The sequence below is a fragment of the Bacteroides caecimuris genome (genome assembly GCF_001688725.2).
Taxonomy (GTDB): domain Bacteria; phylum Bacteroidota; class Bacteroidia; order Bacteroidales; family Bacteroidaceae; genus Bacteroides; species Bacteroides caecimuris.
Genome location: NZ_CP015401.2, coordinates 2650585 through 2674978, shown reverse-complemented (window position 1 = coordinate 2674978; position 24394 = coordinate 2650585). Strand labels below are relative to the sequence as shown.

Sequence of the window (24394 nt, the reverse complement as noted above, 5' to 3'; positions counted from 1 at the left end):
AATAATTAGTTGATTTGCATGATTACATTATCAAAAAGTTCCACTTGATAGTGGGCGGCTTCTGCATATTCAAGGGAATCCACTTTGTTGCTCCATGCCAGCCACTGGCTATCCGGCAGGAAGATACGGTCGCTTTTTCCTATGATGGCTCTTTGCCATGCAAAATCCGACGGTGGCAATGATAAGTATTGCTTTTGTATGGCGGCAAGTTCTTCTTTGAGCTCTTCAACGGGACGTTGGGGAACTACTGTCTGAAAAGCCTTGTAATCGGCTGCTGAACCGCACATTCGTCTTTGAAACTTTTGCAGGGATTGGTCGTTCAATCCTTGCAGGGTTCCTTCGAAAATGGCAGGAGCAATCCCTTTCGTTTCGTGTATAGGATAAAGAGTGCCATTGATAGCGATACTTTGGGAAAGGGGCAGGGATGGATATTGTTTCATTATCTGAGAAGCTGCCCATACTCCCATTGACCAGGCAATGAGGGTGATCTCAGAATATTCTTGCAAAATGCCGGCATCGAACTCTAATGAACGATAATCATAGCAAATCATCCAGTCCTTATCGGTCGGGTGAATTTGCAGGAATGGAGTTTCATCCATTCCCCAGCCGGCGAAGAAAAGTAATAGATGCTTCTGATTATTCTTTATGATAAAATGCTGTTTCATCCGTTTATCAGTTTGATGAGTTGGTCAATTTCATGTTCTGTGATGTCTGCTGTCAAGGAGAAGCGGATACGTGAAGTCCCTTCGGGAACCGTAGGCGGGCGTACCGGCAATGCATAGAATCCTTTACGCTGGATTTCTTCTGCTTTACATATAGTATCTTCACTTGCTCCTACAATCATTGGGACAATATGGCTAACCGAAGGGCAGTTGTATCCTTTATCAGCCAGTGCAGTCTTTAGTTTGTTGCTGATTCTCAGTAAATGAGTTCTCTTCTGTTGGAGAGCGGGCAGATGTTTTAATATCCACGAAGTCCATTGAATATTTATGGGCGGAAGGGCTGTTGTGAATATAAACGTGCGCATCTTGTTGATTAGATATTCCCGGATAATTTGTCGGCATACAATGTATGCACCTGCTGAGGCTGCTGCTTTTCCGAATGTTCCTACCAGAAAGTCTATATCGTTGATGCAGTCCTGTTCTTCAGCGCATCCTAATCCATTCTCGCCCCGTACACCGAAAGCATGGGCTTCATCCACATAAAGAAGAATATTGGAATAGCTCTTTTTTAATTGGACGAGAGCGCGAAGGTCGGCTTCATCGCCGTCCATGCTGAAGATGCTTTCGGTGACAATAATGATTTGCTCATACGCATTGTGATTTTCAGAAATCAGTCGTTGCAGTTGGGATAAGTCATTATGGCGATACCGGATACATTTCGCAGATGACAATCTGATTCCGTCTATCAGACTGGCATGTACCAGTTTATCCGCAAGAATCAGTGTTTGCGCATTACTGACGGCAGGAAGAATCCCTGTATTGGCATGATAACCACTATTAAAAATGAGTGCACTTTCTACTCCGAATATGGTTGCCAGTTGTTGTTCCAACTCCTGATAATCCGTGAAATTGCCTGTAAGCAATCGGGAAGAAGAAGTAGTAGGCAGAAATGTTTCGGGGGTTACTGTCTTTAAGAATTCCTCTCTAAGTGATAGGTCGTTAGCCAGTCCGAGATAATCGTTGGAAGACAGGTTCAACATCCGTTGCCCGTTCAGAATAACATTCCGCCCGTCGTGGATGAGGGGTGGGAGAAAACGATAATTCTTCTTTTCCTTTAGAGTCAGAAGTTCTTGGTCTATATGGTTTGATATCATAAGTTACTGATGTATATTATTACGTTTTCCACTGATTACTTTGAGTAATCCAGCAGTTAATTTGCTTAATTGTTCGGGAGTAATGATGAAGGGGGGCATCAGATAAACCAACTTTCCGAATGGACGTACCCAAATCCCTTCTTCCACAAATCGGCGTTGCATAAATGCCATATTTACCGGACGCTTCATCTCAATAACTCCGATTGCCCCTAATATCCTGACATCGGCTACTTGTGGAAGTTCCCGGGCAGGTGCCAACTCTTCTTTAAGTTGTGCTTCGATTCGTTTGACCTTTTCTTGCCAACCAGATTCCAACAACAAACGTACGGATGCGCAAGCTACCGCACAAGCAAGCGGATTACCCATGAAAGTCGGCCCGTGCATGAAAGCTCCCGGTGCATGATTGGAGATAGTATCTGCCACATGATTACTAGCCAATACGGCAGAAAGCGTCATATATCCACCGGTCAATGCTTTCCCGATACACATAATATCCGGCTCTACTCCGGCATGTTCCCAAGCGAAAAGTTTACCTGTCCGTCCGAACCCTGTTGCTATTTCGTCGAAGATAAGAAGGAGTCCATGTTCCTTGCAAAGTTTTTCCGCTTCACGAAGATACTGCGGATGATAAAACCACATGCCGCCCGCTCCTTGCACAATCGGTTCAAGAATCAGTGCCGCTAATTCTTCCGAATGTTTTTCAATCGTCTCCCGCAAAGGGACAATATCTTCAGGATTCCACTCCCCGTCAAATCGGGAAGCCGGAGCCGGAACAAAATGGCGGACAGGGAGTGCCGAGCCGAAAAGACTATGCATTCCCGTTACGGGGTCACATACGGACATGGCATTCCATGTATCACCATGATAGCCGGAGCGGATAGTTACGAAATTATTCTTATCCGGTTTTCCGGTGGCATACCAATATTGTACAGCCATTTTCAAAGCTACTTCCACAGCTACCGAACCGGAATCCGCATAGAATATCTTCTGCATCGACGGTGGAACCAATGGCAATAATAATTTCCCCAATTCAATGGCCGGGTCGTGGGTCAGTCCGCCGAACATGACATGAGACATTTTATCCAATTGGTCTTTTGCCGCTTGATTCAATACCGGATGATTGTATCCATGCACTGCACACCACCAGGAAGACATTCCCTCAATAAGTGTCCGTCCGTCTTCGAGAGTGATAGTGGCTCCGTCCGCCCGTTTCACTTTATATACAGGCAGTGGGTCAGTAGTAGAAGTATAGGGATGCCACAGGTGTTCCCGGTCGAATTGAGAACCTGCGAAATGATAACCCTCTTCCTGAATCATTTGTTTGTCTTCCGACACATTAGAACCGAGTGTTGTCAGTAAATCGCCTACAATAGCGGAATTAATGCCGATATACAATGCCTTGCGCATAGCTTCGGTAGAGAGTTGTGAACGTCCGCCGGCAAAACGCAGAAAAGCTGTCGGATTGATGAAACGAAACAAGGCAATTGTCCTGAGGATTTCTTCTTCACTCAGAGGCTTTTCGTTTTCCAACGGTGTTCCGGGTATCGGACTTAGCAGGTTGATAGGAATGGACTGGACATTTAATTCTTCCAGAGTGAAAGCGAACTCAATCCGTTGTTCCATTGTTTCTCCCATGCCAATGATGCCCCCGCAACAGATATCCATTCCTACACGACGGGCGGCATCGAGAGTGGCAAGTTTCTGTTCCTGCGTATGAGTGGAGCAGAGTGTTGAAAAGTAGGAAGGTGCGGTTTCCAGATTACAATGATAGCGGGTTACACCTGCATTATGCAAAGAACGCAGTTCTTCTTCGTTGAGCAGACCCAGCGAAGCGCAAAGCTGAATAGAAGAGTGGCGCCGCATATGGCGGACAGTATCACAAAGTTGGGTAATCTGTTTGGGAGAGGGTTTTCGTCCGCTGGTGACGAGGGAGAAACGGTTGACGTCCTGAGCTTCATTATATTTTGCCTGTCGGAGACATTCTTCGGCGGGAAGGAGGTCATAGACCTCGGCTTGCGTCTTGTAGTGAGAGGATTGTGCACACCATTTGCAGTTTTCCGGGCATCGGCCAGACTTGGCGTTGATAATGGAACACATGTCGAATTCGTGCGAAGCACGTGTGACGGTAATCTCATGCGCGGCGGCATATAGCGCCTCGCTGTCAGCCATGTTGGCCAGCCAAGCGGCTTGGTCGGGCGATATGTCAATGCCTGCCAACACTTGGTCTTTTATTTCCTGAAGTGTCATAAATGTATGATAAGGGATAGTAATTTTAGCATTCTGCTTGCGAAGGGCAACGTCCACCACATTGATATGCAGATGACCAATTTGGAATTCACGCCCCATGCTCGCAAAGGCGGCATAGTTCTTTCTGCCCCAATAGCGGAAGCGGGAAAGGAGAGTGCGTGTGGTCTGTATATGGCGTTGTTTCTTCATCAGGTTCTTGTTTTTAAAGGAAAGAACGGGGCAAATGTACAAAGATTCTTTGGATAAGCAAGCAAGTCGGGGATTTCTGATGTATGCATTTTTATTTCTTCTTCCTGTATTCTTTGCGTAAATGGAAGTTGAAGCCCGCATATACCTGAAGTGTACCGAATCCGTTGTCAAGAGAGAAATTATTCCGGTGATAATTATAGTTTTTTCCAACAAAGGACGAGCCGACAAAATACTTTCCGTTATTGTAGACAATGCCTGCACGAACCAGAAAGTCGAGATTGAACTTACTGTACCATTGTTTCCCTTCGTGAGTTTCTGCGTCTACATCAGAAGCCTTATAAGCAATGGCGGGAGTGAGAGAAATGCATGCCAGACAATTGCGTGCGAATACCCAGTTGTAGGCATAACCGAAACTGATATTGGCATTGGTATATTTTATCTTGTTGACTTTCATTCCGGGGTTCATTCTCTTCTGTATATATTCCGGTAGTTGCTGATAATCAAAATCGAGATTATGTTTGGAGATAGAGAAACCAGCGATGAATGTTCCGGCATTGCGCCTTTGGTTGGTCGACTGGCTGAAAGCGGCAGGATAGGAAAACTTCCGGTTGTTGAATATATAATATAAATTCAGGCCTTTGATATCCACTTTCAGCCCGTTGAAGTTTTCGGAATAACTGGAAGGTATCTCGTCATAGAATCCCTTGATTTTGTGAATCTTGTAATTGTTACCCGTACGGCGGTAGAAGATGTCTACGCCCAATTTGGAACTGTATAGGCTTAAATCAAACTCTGTCCCTCTATTTTTCCGGTTTGTCTTGCGATAAATATCATCGACGTCGACAGACCAACCTAGGAAAATCCATCTCCAACCGAAATATAATCCTATCTTGTTATGTGGATTAGGAGAAAAACTGAGTTTCTGTGGTTGGGGTAACTCACTGGTGACCGAGTAATATTCGAAGTTACTGAAATGAGTAACCATCAGCGCATAATTATAACGGTTCGGACTGATATAGAGCGTATCGAAATCACTGAAGTTCATGAATTTTTTGATAGCTCTTTTAAAGGCACCCGGTCGGGTGGATGCGAGTGAATCGGCTTCTATATTGTCATTCATAAGACTGTCTCTCTTTTCGGTCTGCGCCTGTAGAGAGAGTGACAGTAGCAAAAAGAAAAATAGAATCATCCGTTTCATCATGAGGTTCTTTGTTACCGTTATAGATGTTGTTCGTTTCACGAAAGTACTATCTTTCGCTGATTTATGCTAACAATCATCTAAAAAATGTTTCGTTTTCTAAGATCCTGTTTAAATTCTCTTCAGTCATAATTTTATAGCTGATATTTAAACTTACCCCAGCTCTTCTTGTCGCGTCCGTCTGTAGTTGGCGGAAGGGGTATTAACAGTTGCGCTCTTGGCTGTTAATAGAAAACTTTCCGCCCATTAAGTATAAAGTTCCTTCGGACAGGAAGGAAACTTTCTTTTCATTCGATACAAACTATAAACGCAAGCTTTGATTATATAATTGCAAGCTTTGTTTTTATAATCAAAGCCTTTGTTTTTATAAACGAAGCTTTCGTTTATAGATTACGGTTAACGAAACAGGGCAGACGCATTATATTTTGTCTATCAATTAGTCAACTATTATCTATATTTCATTTTTATTATTTGTCTTATTATTAATCTATTAATATTTTGTATATTAATTATTTATTTGTATTTTTGTTGTATTGAATTTAAACAAAAATAAACCCTAAAATGAGCTTAATTAGTCTTTGTAAACAACTTGAAGATCCTCGTATTGACCGAAAAAAAGAACACTCTTTGGAAGTCATCGTTTATATAGCCTTGTGTGCTGTAATCTGTGGAAGTGAAAGCTGGAATGAAATAGAACGGTTCGGTATTTGTAAGTTTGACTTCTTTAAACGTCGTTTTCCTGATTTAGTAAAGATCCCAAGTCATGACACTTTCAATCGTTTTTTCAGTTTACTCAAACCCGGTTATTTTGAATTGGTCTTTCGTGATTGGGTATCTGAGCTTTGTGGTAAGTATGAAGGGGTTGTTGCTATAGACGGTAAAATGCTTCGTGGAGCAAGTAAGTGCAGCAAAGACAATCCCTTTGGCAAAAAAGGATTCAAGCTTCATATGGTTAGTGCCTGGGCTGTTTCCAATGGAATCAGTATGGGTCAGGTAAAAGTAGATGATAAAAGCAATGAAATCACCGCTATTCCTTCTCTTATAAAATCTCTGGATTTGCAGGATTGCATAGTGACAATTGATGCTATTGCATGCCAAACAGATATTGCCGAAGTAATAATAGAAAATAATGCAGACTATATTCTGGCATTAAAGGCCAATCAAAAAAACAGGTTAATGGATGTGGAACGCTGGCTAGACGAGATGGATGGTGTTGATATTGATCGGCCGGTATACCGTTCACACTATGGAAAATATGTCACAGAGGAGGTTTCTCATGGGAGAATTGAGACTCGTGAATGTCTGGTTTATAGCCCGGGAAAGATTATGGAATCAATGCTGAAAGATAAATTTGAGGGGGTCAAGTCCATCGTAAGAATTAGTACCGAAAGACTGGAGGTAGCCACTAAAAAACTTTCCGTAGAAAAAAGATATTACATTACTTCACTAGGGCTAAAACCGAAAGAAATTTCAGAGGCTATAAGATCGCATTGGGATATAGAAAACAGGCTACATTGGCAGTTAGACGTATCGTTTAGAGAAGACGCAGGAAGGAAAGTAGGTAATGCTGCGCAAAATTTTTCTTTAATTAATAAGATAGCCCTTTATATCATCAAACAAGATGAAACAAAGGGCAGTGTAGCAGCCAAAAGAAAAAACGCAGGATGGAATGATGAATATTTGTTCAAACTATTAAATAAGATAAAAATATAATGCGTTTGCCCTGGTTAACGAAAAATAAGTTTACATGCTGATAATAAGAAGTTTACAATTAATGAACGAGAACTTTTCTATTAATGAATGAAAAGTGGGTTATTAAGAGCCTGCTCCGAGTTTTGCCCGACACAGTTTTGAGAGTTGCTTTCGAGTATATTTTCTGTTGTTGTGAGGAGCATGGCGGAGACTATGTGACGAATAAAAACAGGTCGGTAAAGCCTATCTAACATAATCTCAGGAAAATTTAAACAGGCTCTAAACAAAAAACTTCTATATACTGTTAGTTACAGCAAGCAAAATGTATCTGATAGAGGCGGAAGATGAACAAAAGGCGGAAGTGTATTGTTGGCAGGAAGGCGGCACCTTTGCCAAACGGAATCCATTAGGACATTGGTTCCTTCGTTTTCCGAATGGTAAGCCATTCACGGAGAATAGCACCTACTATTTGTACGCTATTCCCGAGAAAGAAATAAATGCGAGCCCAAATTTATAAATAGCTCTCTTAATTTTTTGACTTTGACCTTAACTTGTAGACCGGTGTACGTCGTGACGACGAATACCGGACGTTTCTTTTATCTCCAATTAAATATGTTAATATAATGCGCTTTGCTTCGCTTTATTTATGTAGATTTCTATCCGATCTTTTTCTTCTTCAAATTAGGCAGAAAGAACGTGACCAGTCCCAGCAACGGCATATAAGCACATATATTATAAACATACTCAATACTTGTCTTATCCGCCAAGTTACCAAGCACAGCCGATGCAACACCGGCAACCCCGAAAGCAAATCCGAAGAACAGGCCTGATATTAATCCAAGTTTGGTAGGAAGTAGCTCTTGAGCATAAAGTAATATGGCAGGGAAAGCGGAAGAAAGCATCAATCCCACGCAGAAACTTAAAATAATAGTCCATACCAGATTAGCGTGAGGCATCAGTAAACTGAACGGGGCAGCTCCCAAAATTGAAGCCCAAATAACATACTTCCGCCCGACGCGGTCGCCTACGGGGCCGCCCACCAATGTTCCGATAGCCGTAGCAACCAAGAATATAAATAAATATAGCTGCGATTCCTGTACGCTAACATTGAATTTGTGAATCAGATAAAATGTATAATAACTGGTCAGACTCGCCATATAGATATATTTCGAGAAAATCAATATCAGTAATATCCCGATAGAGATAGCCGTTTTATCCATAGGCAAAGGGAGATGAACCGGTTTTCTGACGCTGACAGTCTGAGCCTTCATCCGGTTGAGATAAGACTTATACCATTTGCAAATCGGATACATGACTCCGATAGCTGCAACCGCTACAAATGCAAATATGAAAAGATGCTGTCTTCCATAAGGGGCAACGAGCAAAGCCACCAATAAAGGGCCTAGCGAACCACCAAAATTGCCACCTACCTGAAAGAGTGATTGTGCCAGTCCGCGTTTTCCACCCGAAGCGAGAAATGTGATGCGCGAGGCTTCCGGGTGCAATACGGAAGAACCGATTCCGATTAAGAATACGGACAGTAGTATCCAATAAAGATTATCAGAAAAAGCTAAGTTTATCAGTCCTATCATGGTGAAGCTCATTCCGATAGGCAATGACCATGCGACGGGATATTTATCAAAGATGATTCCGGTAATCGGTTGGAAGACCGAAGCTGATAGCTGATAAATCAGTGTGATAAGACCGATTTGCGCAAAACTCAATCCTAAATCATCTTTGAATAGCGGATAAGCTGCTGATACAACGGACTGTAAAAGGTCATTGAGACAGTGTGAAAGACTTAATGCGATTAAGATGGAAAATGTAATTTTTCCTACGGGTTGTTCCTGATTTTGTATCATGATACCTATTGCTTTAGAAGTGTTCCTGAAAAATTGGCTGCAAAGGTACGCAAACTTTCCTGTTTTTCTAAAACTAAGGATTGTAAATTGTCGTTAATTCAGTTTTGAGTTACTGAACTATTCTTTATACCTGCTGTTGTTGAATTAAAAAAGGAGGATAAATGAACTTTATTGGGTATATAATTTATTTTTAATCTAAAAAACTGAACTTAATTATGGAATGTAGACATGGAAATTTCTGGATTGGACTTGGACTTGGTTCTATCCTTGGTGCTATTGCTTATCGTCTTTCACGTACCGCAAAAGCCAAACAACTGGAAAATGAAATTTATGACGCTATCCACCGCATTGGTCGCGATGCTGAGGCGGCAGCAGCTTGTGCAGAGAAAAAAGCAATGAATCTTGGACTGAAAGCGGTAGAAACCGGAGCCGAAATTGCTGATAAAGTGGCAGCAGAAGCCGATAAGATGGCTGGAAAAGCAAAAGAAAAGTGGGAGAAATAATATTTTCAGAATTGGTAATCAGTTAACATATAGTTGATTATCAATTCTTTTTTACTATTTTATTCGCTTGTGTATACACTGAATATTATCGTGTGTTCGCACACACTTTACCGCTTTCTCTATTCTTTTCTATCTTTTTCATGATAAAAACTATTTTTTTCTCTTCTTTATCTGCTTTCAGGAGTACTTTTTACTGATGATTTTGGCTCTTTTCTTATGTTTAATAACATGTGTATATTTGCTATGTTTGATATAAGTGTTTGATAATTAATTTTATAATCTATTTGTGTTATCGTGTGTGTGCGCACACATTGTTGCTTAATTCAATAATTCATTTTACTTTTGTTATCGAAAAACAAGATATTTATTAAGGATGGACAAAGAATTCTCAAATATTCGTATTGTAGACATCGCTAAAATGGCGGGTGTCTCTGTCGGCACGGTGGATAGAGTCATTCATAATCGTGGACGGGTATCTGAAGAAAACAGGAAAAAGGTGCAGACTATTTTGGAGATGGTTCATTATCAGCCTAATCTCATGGCGCGTTCATTGGCGTCCAAGAAACAGTATCACTTTGTCGCAATCACTCCGTCTTTTGTTCAGGGAGAGTATTGGGAAGCCATTTCAGAAGGCATTGATAAGGCTGCTTCCGAAATGGAGTCTTATAATATAACTATCACAAAGCTCTTTTTTGACCAGTATAACAACAAAACTTTTGATGATATAGTCCGTAATCTGTTGGATGAAAAGGTGGATGGTGTGTTAATCGCCACATTGTTTACCGATTCTGTTATCCGGCTTTCGCGTGAACTCGACCGATTCGAAATTCCCTATATTTATGTCGATTCCAATATTGAGGGACAGCATCAACTTGCCTATTTCGGTACAGAATCTTATGATGCCGGAGTTATTGCCGCCAGGTTGTTGACAGACAGAATTTCTCCTGCTTCCGATATTCTTATGGCACGGATTGTCCATAGTGGAAAGAATGACTCCAATCAGGGAAGAAACCGCAGGGAGGGATTTTGTCGTTATCTGAAAGAGATGGGATTCACTGGAAATCTGCATGAGGTGGAGTTGAAAATCAATGATTCGGTGTACAATTTCACGAAACTTGATGAAATCTTTGAATCAAATCCGAATATTGAAGGAACTGTTATTTTTAATTCTACCTGCTATATTTTAGGGAATTACCTGAAAGCAAGAGCCATGCAGTCGGTAAAACTGGTAGGTTATGACCTTATAGAGAGAAATACACAGTTACTTTCGGAAGGAGTGATTACCGCATTGGTTGCGCAGCGTCCCGAAAGGCAGGGATACGAAGGAATTAAGTCCCTATGCAATCATCTGTTGTTCAAGCAACATTCTGAAAAGGTAAATCTTATGCCGATAGATATTCTCTTGAAAGAGAATCTGAAATATTATCTGAATAATAAACTATAAACATAATAAATTTTTAGAAACCATGAATGAATTATTTAACGTAAAGGACAAAGTTGTTGTAATTACCGGTGGAGCCGGAATCTTGGGTAAAGGAATTGCTGCATATCTCGCAAAAGAAGGTGCAAAAGTAGTTGTGCTCGACAGAAGCGAAGAAGCAGGAAAAGCATTGGTAGACAGTATCAAAGCTGAGGGCAACGAAGCCATGTTCCTTTACACTGACGTAATGGATAAAGAAGTATTGGAAGGCAACAAAGTAGAAATCATGAAGGCTTATGGTCGCATTGACGTATTGTTGAACGCTGCCGGAGGTAACATGGCAGGTGCTACAATCGCACCGGATAAAACGTTCTTCGATTTGCAGATTGACGCATTTAAGAAAGTGGTGGATTTGAACCTCTTCGGTACAGTATTGCCTACAATGGTATTTGCTGAAATCATGGTAGAACAGAAGAAAGGTTCAATCGTAAACTTCTGCTCTGAATCTGCACTTCGTCCGTTGACTCGTGTCGTTGGTTATGGTGCAGCTAAAGCAGCTATTGCTAACTTTACTAAATACATGGCTGGTGAATTGGCTTTGAAATTCGGTAACGGCTTGCGTGTAAACGCTATCGCTCCGGGTTTCTTCCTGACTGAACAGAACCGTACATTATTGACTAATCCTGACGGTTCTTTGACCGACCGTTCAAAGACAATCCTTGCTCATACTCCGTTCAACCGTTTCGGTGAACCGGAAGATCTTTATGGAACAATCCACTATCTGATTAGTGATGCTTCTAACTTCGTAACAGGTACAGTAGCTGTTATCGATGGTGGTTTCGACGCATTCTCTATTTAATAAATGGAGAATTGGGAATTAAAAATTGAGAATTGGCTGCACAGCATCCGCATGTAGGCTCTCAACTTTTGATTCTCAACTTTTATTTCTTAATTCTCAATTTTCAATTCTTAATTTAACAATAGTATGTATTTATGTGAACAAACTTGGCGCTGGTATGGTCCTAACGACCCGGTAAGCTTGTGGGATATTAAGCAAGCCGGCGCTACCGGTATAGTAAATGCGCTTCATCATATTCCGAATGGTGAAGTATGGACAGTAGAAGAAATCATGAAGCGTAAGCAAATGATTGAAGAGGTGGGGCTGACGTGGTCTGTGGTAGAAAGTGTACCTGTGCACGAACATATCAAGACACAGACAGGCGACTTCATGAAATATATCGAAAACTATAAGGAAAGTATCCGTAACCTGACAAAATGTGGTGTAATGGTAGTTACTTACAACTTCATGCCTGTATTGGACTGGACACGTACCGACCTTGCCTATACAATGCCCGACGGCTCTAAAGCGCTTCGCTTTGAAAAAGCGGCTTTCGTAGCTTTCGACCTTTTCATCCTGAAACGTCCGAACGCAGAAAAAGACTATACTCCTGAAGAAATAGCCAAAGCAAAAGCTCGTTTCGAACAAATGAGCGAAGATGATAAGAAACTGTTGGTTCGCAATATGATTGCCGGACTTCCAGGTTCTGAGGAAAGTTTCACGGTAGAGCAATTTCAGGAGGCGCTCGACCGTTACAATGACATTGACGCTGAGAAACTTCGTTCCAATCTGATTTTCTTCTTGAAAGAAATTGCTCCCGTTGCCGACGAAGTAGGAGTGAAGTTAGTGATTCACCCGGACGACCCTCCTTATACAATCTTAGGTCTGCCGCGCATCTTGAGTACGGAAGAAGATTTCAAAAAGTTGATTGAAGCCGTACCTAACGAATCCAACGGTCTTTGCCTGTGTACAGGCTCCTTCGGTGTACGTGCCGATAATGACCTTGCCGGCATGATGGAACGTTTCGGCGACCGTGTGAACTTCGTGCATTTACGTAGCACACAGCGTGACGAAGAAGGCAACTTCTACGAAGCTAACCACTTGGAAGGAAATGTAGATATGTATAACGTAATGAAGGCTCTTATTCTTCTACAACAACGTCGCAAATGCTCTATCGCCATGCGTCCCGACCACGGACATCAGATGATTGACGACTTGAAGAAGAAGACAAATCCGGGATATTCCTGCTTGGGACGCCTTCGCGGATTGGCGGAGCTTCGCGGTTTGGAAATGGGTATCGCTAAGTCTATCCTTTAATCTGAGTACATAATTAGCATTATTATAATTAAGAAACACTACGGCTATTATTGATTGAAATAATAGTTGTAGTGTTTCTTATTTGGTCTTTTTTCCTGATTGGGGAATGAATATATCGAACAAGCCTCCGACGTGCGTATCTTTATCTTTTTTTTTCACCGATTCCGCTCTCTATGGCTCGGGAATAATTAACAATGCGATTTGGGCGCAGGCCTCAGCGTCAGCAAGTGCGTGGTGATGGTTGTTCAAGTCATATCCGCATCGTTTTGCTACTGTGTGTAACTGATGATTGGGTAGTTCTTTGCCGAATACTTTCCTCGAAGTACGGCAAGTGCAATAGAATTTATAATTGGGATAATTCATTCCATACAATTCATGAACCGCTCGGAGACAACCTTCATCGAAAGGACTGTTGTGAGCTACAAGCGGTAACCCCTCTATCAACGGTTTGATTTCAGCCCATACATCGGGGAAATCCTCCGCTTCTATCGTATCGTTGTAATTCAGTCCGTGAATAGCTGTTGTCCATTGGGTATAATAATTGGGAGCAGGACGGATGAGACGATAGATTTTATTCACAATCTTACCGTCTCTTACAATAACAACACCGATACTGCATACACTGGTACGCTTGCCGTTGGCTGTTTCAAAGTCGATTGCTGCAAAGTCTTTCATTAATCCTATTCTTTTTCATGAAAGAAATATTCTTTCTTTTCGTTATGTCCTTGTGAACAAATTATAAATCGATTGCAAATATAACATTTATTGTGTTGAATAGATTATATTTGTTGCTGTATAATTGCTCTTATGATGTTATATAAAATCCTTTAATCATCGAAGATATGAAAAAGTTGTTTTTATTTGTTTTTGTCTTGTTTGCATGGAATATCTTTGTCAATGCTCAGGATAGTGATGCAAGATATGTTGAAGTAATCGGTTCTTCGGAGATAGAAATTGTTCCGGACGAAATACATTTTCTGATTCAGATAAAGGAATATTGGGAAGAAGAATATACGGGTAAATCAAAGAAAGAGGAAGACTTTCGGACAAAAGTGCCATTGGCTATGATTGAAAAGGATTTGCGCCGGAGTTTACATAAAATCGGAATATCGGATGAGGCTATCCGTACACAAGAAGTGGGAGAATATTGGCGTCAAAGGGGGAAGGAGTTTCTGATAGGCAAACAACTGGATATTCGTCTTACGGATTTCAATCAAATTAATTCCATTATCCGTTGCGTTAATACATGGGGAATTGAGTCCATGCGTATCGGGGAACTGAAACATAAAGATTTGCCTATGTATAGGAGGCAGGGGAAGATTGAAGCACTGAAAGCAGCCCGTGAAAAAGCGTCTGATTTGGTGGAAGCAATGGGACAGCAATTGGGGGAAGTCATTCGTATCATTGAACCTGTCGATAATAACATAAGTCGTTACCTTCCTTTTCAGGCACAGAGCAATGTCAATATGGGGACGGCGACTACCGAACAGTACCGTGTCATTAAGTTGAGATATGAGATGACTGCCCGTTTTGCTATAAAATAAATGCTTGTTAATCAGGCATACCACACTCTTTTTCACTGCTCGTCAAATAGCTGGCAAAATCCTTGCTTATTGAACTGATAATACATTTCGATGCGTTCCGGTATGTCGTTCTCAAGCAATAGGAGCAGTTCTCTTGCAAATTCGTGTTTTGCCATAAATGAAGCTCCGTTGCAGATGGTACCGATGATTTTGCTTTTCTCTATGGCTTGTTTCACAATCGGCACTATTCTCCAATTTGAGTGACAAAAGTAACTCCATTTTCATAAAATCTACCAAAATTACCGAAATATATTTGATTACTAAGGGCAGAGTTGCGGGAATTTTGTTGTTTTTATCATGAATACAGCAAAAAAGTTTGAGTTACGCAAAAAGGCTGCGCATCACTGCACCTATCTTTGTCGAAGAAACAAGGAAACAGGTCAAGTATGGGTTACTTCAACACATTCTTTAGGGTAGAAATTACCAGTACGATTATCCGTTTTTTTCTGTTTCGCAAAAAAAACAAATATAGAGGTAGGACAGTAGCTTCGGGATTATCTGAAATGAGGTCAACCGGAGCTTACTTCTTAACGGTGGCTATTGCTGGTTCGAATCCGGCCTGTTCTACCTCTTTTTTATCAACTAAGGTCAAGGAAGGCTTACTTCAAAAACAGCAGGAATGCACCATTGATTCACAGTCTCCCGATTACCTTACTTAAAAAATACAACGTATGAAAAAAGAGTTATTGAAAGTATCTGTCAGGCAAAATGCAATTTATCTGCCAGCGATAGAAGGAACAGAAAAGCGCGAAGCATTGACTTCGACTACTGTAACATTGGTTGCTCAACTTCGAAAAGTGGGATATAGCTTATCCGAGGAGTTGCTGCATGCTGTCAATCAGTTGCATCCGGCGCAACAGATGGAGATTCTTCAGGTGATGAAGGAGGTATTGGGCGTGACGCTCAATTGGGCTCCATTGGTGAAAGGCTGGGATACACCTACCGGAGAAACAGGATTAGACCATTTGATAACATGGATTGCCAACATCTTCAATAGCCAGAAAGGCGTGAAGCTGCCCTGCGGACACGTGATTCCCGATAATACCTTCCCTTTGGAGCGATACAACGGCTGTCCCTTCTGCGGAACTCCGTTTGAAACGTCCGCTACGGAATACTTCGGACAGGGAAGCAAGCTGAAAGTCCTTGAACTTTGGCGGGAAGAGGAGTTGAATGGTTTCTTCCGCGACCTGCTTGAATCGCGTACGGCTCTTGATGCCACACAAGTGGATAGCTTGAAGATTTTGCTTGGCGAACTTCCGTTGCCGGCAGTTGGAATCAAAATGAAAGAAACTTTGATGCTGGTGATAGATACATTGGTGGAGCAGGACAGGGCGCAGGAAGCGCAAATCTATTTCTCCACTCCGAACGATATATTGCGTTATCTGTGGTACAAGAAAACCGGATTCCTGCAAATCATCGAACCTAAGACTATCATCCGTAAGGCAGGTAGAAACAATGCGCATATAACTGCTGTTTTGGATAAAAGCCGTTCGGCTGCTCAGGCGAAGCGTGAGGAACTGAAGTTGAAATACACCCGCCGTGAATGTAAAATGGTAGCCCTCTGGCTGAATAACCTGAAGATGAACGCGGAAAAGGCTTGCGAAATCATGCATCCGAAAAGGGAGATGTGGGTACGTATGATACGTGCGCTGCGTTTGGCGGAATATGCCCGTAAGCCGGGATTCGGGAATTTGAAGGAGTTGATGGATGTATTCTACTGTCAGACATATACGGTTTGGCAGGGAGAGGTGGATCGTTACCGTTTGAAAGCGGATGCCGCACAGACTTTCGCCTTGTTGAAGCAGCGGCCGGGTATGTTTGCACGTTCCTTATTTGCCAATATGCTTTGGTTCGGACCGGAAGAGACGTTGGCTGCATTCAAGGAAGTCGTTCATTTGTTGCCAGTCCGTCTGATGGTCACTTTGGGTATGTATGCGGAGAACTACTTTGAGCAAGGACATAAGAGAATGGTGAAACCTTTGGGCGGTAATGCTCATTTGATAGAACCTCACTATTTGGTGGGTCTTTATATGGAAGACCAGTTGAAAGCAATGGTGAAAGATGTGCAGGACTTGTGTAAGGAAGTCGTGACTGCCCGTTTTGCTAACGCGGTGGTCGAGGGAGAGAACAAAAGCATATATATCGACCCTATGTTGTTCCATATCCCGTTGTCTATCGGCGACCGTAGCGAGACGGTTCAGGATACTTCCTGTGCCTTGCAGGGAACACGTTTCCCGGTAGAAGGGGATAAGGTGCGCCTGTTCATGCAGTGGGGAAAAGGGCTTCCGGCACAGCATCTGGATATGGACTTGAGTTGCCACATCACTTTGCCGTCAACAACGGAAGTTTGCTCTTATTTCAACTTGCAGGCTATCGGTGCCAAGCATAGCGGAGATATCCGAAGCATCCCCGACAAGAAAGGTACTGCCGAGTATATCGAACTCGATTTGAATGAACTGAACCGTGTAGGTGCGCAGTATGTGGTTTTCACTTGCAATGCGTATAGCAATGGTGCTATCTCTCCTAATCTGGTAGTCGGTTGGATGAACTCTGCTTATCCGATGAGGACATCAGAGAAGACCGGAGTGGCATACGACCCTTCTTGCGTTCAGCATCAGGTACGTGTTTCCCAAAGTTTGCATAAAGGACTTGTTTTCGGGGTATTGAAAGTGAAAGAGAGAGAAATCGTTTGGCTGGAAACACCTTTCGGCGGACAGACCATTCTTTCTTTGGATACACAATCTATCGAAAAGTATCTGAATAAATTGGATGCGAAAACCACCGTTGGCGAACTGTTGGTAATCAAAGCACAAGCACAGGGATTGAAGTTGGCTGATACACCGGAAGCGGACGAAGTATATACCCGTGAATGGGCTTTGAATACTGCTGCTGTGACTAAGTTGCTGTTGGGTGATTAATTTCTGCCGGTCAACTAAGTCTTTTCTTCCTAATATTTATAAGTTGTATTACGATAAAGTATAATCCGAGAAGGGAAACTGCGTAAGAGAGGGGCGGGAAGGAATGTGTTTTATGTATGGAAGCTGGAAGAATAAGATTATAATAGGTAATTGTCTTTCTTTTTGCTAACAATTTTGTTCCTTTGTTTGTCTATAAAGAATAGATGCGTATACAAGATAATAGTGATTATTTTTCTAATATCGTATATAAGCAATGAGCTTTTGAGAAATGTTTTGTACTTTTGCAAGCAAATAAATTGAAGCAAGATATGACAGACGAACAATTAGGGCCGATGAAGCTCATATTCAATTACAATGATATATTTTACAGCTTCTTCTACGACGACCTCAGCGGTTGTATACACCGTTCCCGTGAATATGCCATCAATTATGTATATTCGGGTGAGATGATTCTCGACAACGGGACTGAACAGATTCATGTAGGGAAAGGCGAATGTGTCTTTATTCCGCGCGACCATCACATCACGATGTATAAAAAGACAAAGGACGGCGAACGTTACTGTGGCATTTTTCTGATGTTCACACATCGTTTCTTACGAGAAATGTATAGTAAGTTGGAACAACGCAAAGTTCCTGCAAATATCCCCAAACTCGATTCCGGTGTAATCAAATTGCCTAAAACGGTGGAACTCGCCAGCCTCTTCGCTTCAATGACCCCTTACTTCGATCCGGAAGTGAAACCCAAAGACGATTTCATGAACTTGAAATTGCAGGAGGGGCTGCTTGCGCTGTTGCATATCGACAAGCGATTTGCTCCGACGCTCTTCGATTTCAACGAACCGTGGAAAATCGACATCATGGAGTTCATGAACGAGAACTACATGTATGAGTTTACGATGGAAGAAATGGCGCACTACACAGGACGCAGCCTTGCCACGTTCAAACGCGATTTCAAGAAAATCAGCGATCTGACGCCCGAAAAATGGCTTATACGGAAACGTCTTGAGGTGGCTTACGCCAAAATGAAAGAGGGGGGTAAAAAGGTTGTGGATGTTTATGCCGAGGTGGGATTCAAGAATCCGTCGCACTTCTCGACGGCTTTCAAGAAACAATACGGCATATCGCCGACCGCTGCATTCGTGTAACTCGGAACACAACATATTGAACTTTCCAATCTCTAAAAAGCGTACGGATAACCTTTAATCAACACATAAGCAGCGTTGTGGTAACGAAAAGACCATAACGCTGTTTGTATTATATGAGCTTTTGAGAAAACACGGGATTGAGCTTTTGAATAATCTATTTTGAGCTGGACAGTAATGCGTGCTCTGTTTTATCGCTGTACCTTTGCATTATAAAACAGGATGATAACCATATTAAGTAATAGTAGAATGAAAACGATGAATCTGACAACCGCAGCCATTACAGCCTTGTTTGGAATAGGACTGCTTGCCGGCTGCACGAACAGTACAACAAATCAAAAAACAAGTGATAATATGAAGACATTGAATTTGACACAGGAATGGGACAAAACCTTTCCGCAGAGCGACAAGGTGAACCACAGCAAAGTAACATTTGTCAACCGTTACGGCATCATGCTGGCGGCCGACATGTATGTACCGAAAGACGCTTCCGGCAAGCTGCCCGCCATTGCTGTCTGCGGACCGTTCGGAGCTGTTAAGGAACAGGCAGCCGGACTTTATGCCCAGATAATGGCCGAACGCGGTTTTCTGACCGTTGCTTTCGACCCCTCTTACACTGGAGAGAGCGGCGGCGAACCCCGTTATGTGGTGTCGCCCGACATTAACACGGAGGATTTTTCTGCCGCTGTCGATTTCCTTGCGACCAATGACAAGGTAGATTCCGAACAAATCGGTATCATCGGCATTTGTGGCTGGGGCGGACTGGCTATCAATGCCGCAGCAGCCGACCCACGCATCAAGGCTACCATCGCTTCGACGATGTACGACATGAGCCGCGTCAGTGCCAACGGCTATTTCGATACCAACGACAACGCCGAAGCCCGCAACGCATTTCGTAAAACATTGGCGGCACAGCGTACCGAGGATTTCCGCAATGGTTTTCCGAAGCCAGGCGGAGGTGTGCCTGATGAATTGCCGGCCGACGCCCCGCAGTTCTTCAAAGACTACCACGCCTACTACAAGACCCCGCGCGGTTATCACAAACGCTCGCTCAACTCCAATCAGGGACGGAATGCGACTGAAGCCATTCCATTCATCAACTTCCCGCTTATGAGCCGTGCGGACGAAATCGAGAATGCCGTCCTTATCATTCACGGCGAAAAGGCGCACTCCCGCTACTTCGGCGAAGATGTGTTCAAGAAGCTGAAAGGTGATAATAAGGAATTGATGATTATTCCCGGTGCAAACCATACAGACCTTTATGACAATCTGACCGTCATCCCGTTTGACAAGCTGGAAGCATTCTTCAGATTAAACTTTTAATAATTGGAAACAAAGGATAAGAAAATGTGGATAGCCTATTTCTCCTGCGAAGGACACACAAGGGAAATAGCAGAAAGAAATTTATAAATTGTCTATTTTTGCAGAGTGAAAAGACTGAATCATTCTAAAAGATAAAACTAATAAAGTATAGTTATGGCTAAAAAAGTTCTGATAATTTCGTCCAGTCCGCGGAAAGGTGGCAATTCGGATTTGCTTTGTGATGAATTTATGAAAGGTGCTATCGAGACGGGCAATGAAGTGGAGAAGATTTTTCTGAAAGACAAAATGGTTCATCCTTGTACGGGATGCAGTGTTTGCAGTATGTACGGCAAGCCTTGTCCGCAGAAGGATGATGCGGCGGAAATTGTGGAGAAGATGATTGCTGCTGATGTGATTGTAATGGCGACTCCCGTATATTTCTATACAATGTGTGGTCAGATGAAGATTATGATTGACCGTTGCTGCGCACGTTATACGGAGATAACGAACAAGGAGTTTTATTTCATTATTGCGGCGGCAGAGGATAATAAAGCAATGATGGAGCGCACGATAGACGGTTTTCGGGGCTTCCTCGATTGTCTGGAAGGGCCACGGGAAAAAGGAACGGTTTATGGAATCGGTGCCTGGAAGGTAGGGGAGATTAAAGATACTCCGTATATGCAGGAAGCCTACAACATGGGAAAAATGGTGTAACTGTCCCGTTTTATTATAGTGACGCTATCTTATGCGGCCTTTTGAAGGCTAAAAAGCAAAAAACAATTGAAAGGTTGAAAAGTCAAGAATTTTAATTGACTGTATTGTTTGTTCTACCACAGAATTATTATAATTTTGTGGCAGAACTTTTTATTTTGTATGATTCTTTTGATAACTAAGCATCATGGGCTATACAATAACGACTCTTGTGGAGAATGGTGTCTATGGACGTAAATTGCAGGCAGAACACGGTCTTTCTCGCTATATGGAGACATCGGGACATAGATTACTCTTCGATACGGGAGCGTAGGAATAAAATATATATAATTATTTGACATGAAGAAACTAATAACTTCTTTAGCACTGGCATTGACCGCATTGTCCGGCTATGCCATTACTCCTTTGTGGATGCGTGACGCACGTATTTCACCGGATGGAACGGAGATTGTCTTTTGTTATAAAGGCGATATTTACAAAGTCCCCGCACAGGGTGGGACAGCCGTTCAGTTGACAACACAAGCATCTTATGAAGCTAACCCTGTTTGGTCGCCCGACGGAAAGCAGATTGCATTTGCCAGCGACCGGAATGGGAATTTTGACCTCTTTATCATGCCTGCCGATGGCGGAACCGCTCAAAGGCTGACTTATCATTCCGCTTCGGAGATTCCTTCGGCTTTTACTCCGGACGGAAAGTATGTACTTTTCTCCGCATCTATTCAAGACCCTGCTGGCAGTGCTTTGTTTCCTACCGGAGCAATGACGGAATTGTATAAAGTTCCTGTTGGTGGAGGACGTACCGAGCAAGTGCTCGCTACTCCTGCCGAATGGGTTTGCTTTGATAAATCGGGGAAAAACTTTCTTTATCAAGACCGTAAAGGCTTCGAAGATGAATGGAGAAAACGCCATACTTCTTCTATAACCAGAGACGTATGGCTGTATGATACACAATCGGGAAAACATGTCAATCTGACGAACCGGGAAGGGGAAGACCGCAATCCGGTATATGCGCCCGACGGCAATTCTGTCTATTTTCTTAGCGAGCGCAACGGCGGCTCATTCAATGTATATAATTTTTCGCTGAATACTCCGCAAGAGGCAAAAGCGGTAACTGCATTCCGTACGCATCCGGTACGTTTCCTGTCAATCAGCGATAAAGGTACATTGTGCTATACCTATGACGGAGAACTTTATACGCAGGAAGCCAATGCCCGTCCGAAGAAAGTAAACGTCGAACTTGTCCGGGATGATGAAAAGGAGATTGCTTCCCTCAAATTCTCCCAAGGTGCTACTTCCGCTTCCGTATCCCCGGATGGCAAACAGGTTGCTTTCGTTGTGCGCGGTGATGTTTTTGTCACTTCGACGGATTACACTACAACTAAGCAAATCACGAATACTCCGGGAAAAGAAGCCGCTGTGTCCTTTGCACCGGATAACCGGACATTGGTCTATGCCAGCGAACGGACGGGTAACTGGCAACTTTACACTGCCAAAATAACCCGTAAGGAAGAAGCCAATTTCCCTAATGCAACTCTTATCGAAGAAGAAGTCCTGCTTCCTTCCAAAACGGTGGAACGTGCTTATCCGCAATATTCTCCGGATGGCAAGGAACTGGCTTTTATCGAAGACCGCAAACGCTTAATGGTACTTGACTTAAAAACAAAGAAAGTTCGTCAAGTGACGGATGGTTCTACATGGTATAATACCGGTGGCGGATTTGACTACGAATGGTCGCCGGACGGCAAATGGTTTACCCTCGAATTTATAGGCAATCGTCACGATCCTTATTCGGATGTAGGCATTGTCAGCGCACAGGGAGGGGAGATTACTAATCTGACAAATAGTGGATATATCAGTGGTGCTCCGCGTTGGGTCTTGGACGGAAACGCTATTCTTTTCCAGACTGAACGTTACGGTATGCGTGCGCATGCTTCCTGGGGTTCGCAACAAGATGTGATGCTGGTATTCCTGAATCAGGATGCTTATGATCGCTATCGCCTGAGCAAGGAAGACTTCGAACTGCTCAAAGAATTAGAAAAGGAACAGAAGAAAGCGAAAGAGAAGGAAGGCGACAAGAAGAAAGACGGAAATAAGTCAAAAAAGGATGAGGCTGACGAGGATAAGTCATCCGAAGATAAGGCAGACAAGAAAGATATAGTTGTAGAACTTAACGGCATTGAAGACCGTATTGTCCGTCTGACTCCCAACTCTTCCGATTTAGGCAGTGCCATACTCTCAAAAGACGGGGAGAATCTTTATTACTTCTCAGCTATCGAAGGTGGATATGACCTTTGGAAAATGAATCTTCGTGAAAAAGACACAAAACGTCTGCACAAACTCAATACCGGTTGGGCATCATTGATGTTGGATAAGAAAGGGGATATTTTCTTGTTGGGAAGCCGGATTATGCAGAAAATGGATGCGAAGTCGGATGCATTGAAATCAATCAGTTATCAGGCTGAAATGAAGATGGATTTGGCTGCCGAGCGTGAGGCGATGTTCGACCATGTGTACAAGCAGCATCAAAAACGTTTCTATAACCTCAATATGCACGGGGTAAACTGGGATGCTATGACTGATGCTTATCGTAAGTTCCTGCCTCATATTGATAACAATTATGACTTTGCAGAATTATTGAGTGAGTGGTTGGGTGAGCTGAATGTTTCACATACCGGAGGACGTTATTCTCCGAGAGGTGGAGGAGATGTGACCTCTAATCTGGGTTTGTTGTTCGATTGGGAGTATCAGGGAAAAGGAATGAAAATCGCTGAGATAGTTGAAAAAGGTCCGTTCGACCATTCCCGTACGAAAGTAAAAGCTGGTTGCATTATTGAAAAGATTAACGGTGAGGAACTGGCTCCAGATAAGGATATTACCGCTTTATTGAATAATAAAGCCGGAAAGAAAACCTTGGTTTCGTTGTATAATCCGCAGAACAAGGAACGTTGGGAAGAAGTGGTAATGCCTATTACTAGTGGAAAGCTTAACGGTTTGTTATACAAACGTTGGGTAAAACAACGTGCGGCAGATGTTGAAAAATGGTCGAAAGGACGTTTGGGGTATGTTCATATTCAGTCGATGGGAGATGATAGCTTCCGTACTGTATACTCGGACATTCTAGGAAAATATAACAACTGCGAAGGTATTGTGATTGACACCCGTTTCAACGGTGGTGGCCGTCTGCATGAAGATATTGAGGTACTTTTCAGCGGTCAGAAATACTTTACGCAGGTAGTGCGTGGACGTGAAGCTTGTGATATGCCGAGCCGTCGCTGGAATAAACCTTCTATCATGTTGCAGTGTGAAGCTAACTATTCCAATGCACACGGAACTCCGTGGGTATACAAACATCAGAAGATAGGTAAGCTGGTAGGTATGCCTGTGCCAGGAACAATGACAAGCGTATCCTGGGAAACATTGCAAGATCCTTCACTGGTCTTCGGTATTCCTATCATCGGTTATCGTTTGCCTGACGGCAGTTATTTGGAAAATACCCAATTGGAACCGGATGTAAAGGTTGCCAATAATCCGGAAACAGTAGTCAAAGGAGAGGATATCCAACTAAAAGTGGCTGTTGATGAACTTCTGAAAGAGATAGACGGTCAGAAGAAGTAAATACAAGGTAGTTATATCTAAAATAAAGAGTCGCTTCTTTG

At 42.7% G+C, this 24394-nt stretch carries 17 protein-coding genes and 3 pseudogenes; 13 read left to right on the top strand and 7 right to left on the bottom strand.

Annotated elements, in window-relative coordinates; all coding sequences use genetic code 11:
* Nucleotides 1-5: 5 nt before the first annotated feature.
* The 4 genes from A4V03_RS11605 to A4V03_RS11590 all read right to left on the bottom strand — a co-directional run bounded on the left by A4V03_RS11605 (nt 6) and on the right by A4V03_RS11590 (nt 5453).
* The gene (locus tag A4V03_RS11605; RefSeq protein ID WP_065538999.1) at nt 6-665 is read right to left on the bottom strand and encodes a DUF452 family protein; all 660 of its coding nucleotides are present in this window, start codon (nt 663-665) and stop codon (nt 6-8) included.
* Nucleotides 662-1816: an 8-amino-7-oxononanoate synthase gene (locus tag A4V03_RS11600; RefSeq protein ID WP_065538998.1), complete on the bottom strand. Its 1155-nt coding sequence runs from the start codon at nt 1814-1816 to the stop codon at nt 662-664. The genes A4V03_RS11605 and A4V03_RS11600 overlap by 4 nt, the downstream gene beginning before the upstream one ends.
* A gap of 3 nt (nt 1817-1819) precedes the next feature.
* Nucleotides 1820-4252 carry an adenosylmethionine--8-amino-7-oxononanoate transaminase gene (bioA, locus tag A4V03_RS11595; protein WP_065538997.1) on the bottom strand — a complete coding sequence of 811 codons (2433 nt, stop codon included), beginning with the start codon at nt 4250-4252 and terminating at the stop codon, nt 1820-1822.
* 91 nt (nt 4253-4343) lie between these two features.
* Complete coding sequence (locus A4V03_RS11590; protein ID WP_024987295.1) at nt 4344-5453, bottom strand: DUF4421 domain-containing protein; 1110 nt, start codon at nt 5451-5453, stop codon at nt 4344-4346.
* Nucleotides 5454-6011: 558 nt separating this feature from the next.
* Between A4V03_RS11590 and A4V03_RS11585 the strand changes: the two genes are divergently transcribed.
* Both A4V03_RS11585 and A4V03_RS11580 read left to right on the top strand, forming a co-directional pair.
* Nucleotides 6012-7163 (top strand): ISAs1 family transposase, encoded by a 1152-nt coding sequence (locus tag A4V03_RS11585; RefSeq protein ID WP_024988584.1) that lies wholly within the window; start codon nt 6012-6014, stop codon nt 7161-7163.
* Between the two features lie 328 nt (nt 7164-7491).
* A pseudogene (locus A4V03_RS11580) lies at nt 7492-7659 on the top strand (RagB/SusD family nutrient uptake outer membrane protein); the annotation flags it as partial.
* A 139-nt stretch (nt 7660-7798) separates the two neighbouring features.
* Here A4V03_RS11580 and A4V03_RS11575 read toward each other — a convergent pair.
* The gene (locus tag A4V03_RS11575) at nt 7799-9004 is read right to left on the bottom strand and encodes an MFS transporter (RefSeq protein ID WP_024988308.1); all 1206 of its coding nucleotides are present in this window, start codon (nt 9002-9004) and stop codon (nt 7799-7801) included.
* Between the two features lie 215 nt (nt 9005-9219).
* On the opposite strand from A4V03_RS11575, the gene A4V03_RS11570 reads away from it, so the two are divergent.
* The 4 genes from A4V03_RS11570 to uxuA all read left to right on the top strand — a co-directional run bounded on the left by A4V03_RS11570 (nt 9220) and on the right by uxuA (nt 13082).
* Nucleotides 9220-9507 carry a YtxH domain-containing protein gene (locus A4V03_RS11570; RefSeq protein WP_065538995.1) on the top strand — a complete coding sequence of 96 codons (288 nt, stop codon included), beginning with the start codon at nt 9220-9222 and terminating at the stop codon, nt 9505-9507.
* 373 nt (nt 9508-9880) lie between these two features.
* The gene (locus A4V03_RS11565) at nt 9881-10951 is read left to right on the top strand and encodes a LacI family DNA-binding transcriptional regulator (protein WP_065538994.1); all 1071 of its coding nucleotides are present in this window, start codon (nt 9881-9883) and stop codon (nt 10949-10951) included.
* Nucleotides 10952-10973: 22 nt separating this feature from the next.
* Nucleotides 10974-11786: an SDR family oxidoreductase gene (locus tag A4V03_RS11560; protein WP_005678019.1), complete on the top strand. Its 813-nt coding sequence runs from the start codon at nt 10974-10976 to the stop codon at nt 11784-11786.
* A 126-nt stretch (nt 11787-11912) separates the two neighbouring features.
* The gene (gene uxuA, locus A4V03_RS11555; protein ID WP_065538993.1) at nt 11913-13082 is read left to right on the top strand and encodes a mannonate dehydratase; all 1170 of its coding nucleotides are present in this window, start codon (nt 11913-11915) and stop codon (nt 13080-13082) included.
* Nucleotides 13083-13253: 171 nt separating this feature from the next.
* On the opposite strand, the gene A4V03_RS11550 is transcribed toward uxuA, so the two are convergent.
* The gene (locus A4V03_RS11550) at nt 13254-13757 is read right to left on the bottom strand and encodes a 3'-5' exonuclease (RefSeq protein WP_065538992.1); all 504 of its coding nucleotides are present in this window, start codon (nt 13755-13757) and stop codon (nt 13254-13256) included.
* 167 nt (nt 13758-13924) lie between these two features.
* On the opposite strand from A4V03_RS11550, the gene A4V03_RS11545 reads away from it, so the two are divergent.
* Complete coding sequence (locus A4V03_RS11545) at nt 13925-14626, top strand: SIMPL domain-containing protein (RefSeq protein WP_065538991.1); 702 nt, start codon at nt 13925-13927, stop codon at nt 14624-14626.
* Between the two features lie 32 nt (nt 14627-14658).
* Here the strand turns inward: A4V03_RS11545 and A4V03_RS11540 are convergent.
* Nucleotides 14659-14856, bottom strand: a pseudogene (locus A4V03_RS11540) (glutamine amidotransferase); the annotation flags it as partial.
* Between the two features lie 480 nt (nt 14857-15336).
* On the opposite strand from A4V03_RS11540, the gene A4V03_RS11535 reads away from it, so the two are divergent.
* From A4V03_RS11535 to A4V03_RS11515, 6 genes and pseudogenes are all read left to right on the top strand, one after another.
* Nucleotides 15337-17583 carry a hypothetical protein gene (locus A4V03_RS11535; protein WP_065538988.1) on the top strand — a complete coding sequence of 749 codons (2247 nt, stop codon included), beginning with the start codon at nt 15337-15339 and terminating at the stop codon, nt 17581-17583.
* Between the two features lie 308 nt (nt 17584-17891).
* On the top strand, nt 17892-18728 hold the full coding sequence (locus A4V03_RS11530; protein ID WP_065538987.1) for a helix-turn-helix domain-containing protein: 837 nt from the start codon (nt 17892-17894) through the stop codon (nt 18726-18728).
* 246 nt (nt 18729-18974) lie between these two features.
* Nucleotides 18975-20048, top strand: a complete 1074-nt coding sequence (locus A4V03_RS11525) for an alpha/beta hydrolase (RefSeq protein WP_065540397.1) — start codon at nt 18975-18977, stop codon at nt 20046-20048.
* Between the two features lie 153 nt (nt 20049-20201).
* Nucleotides 20202-20741 (top strand): flavodoxin family protein, encoded by a 540-nt coding sequence (locus A4V03_RS11520; protein ID WP_024988318.1) that lies wholly within the window; start codon nt 20202-20204, stop codon nt 20739-20741.
* A 184-nt stretch (nt 20742-20925) separates the two neighbouring features.
* A pseudogene (locus A4V03_RS20780) lies at nt 20926-21048 on the top strand (MBL fold metallo-hydrolase); the annotation flags it as partial.
* 29 nt (nt 21049-21077) lie between these two features.
* The gene (locus A4V03_RS11515; RefSeq protein ID WP_065538986.1) at nt 21078-24353 is read left to right on the top strand and encodes a S41 family peptidase; all 3276 of its coding nucleotides are present in this window, start codon (nt 21078-21080) and stop codon (nt 24351-24353) included.
* The last annotated feature ends 41 nt before the right edge of the window (nt 24354-24394 follow it).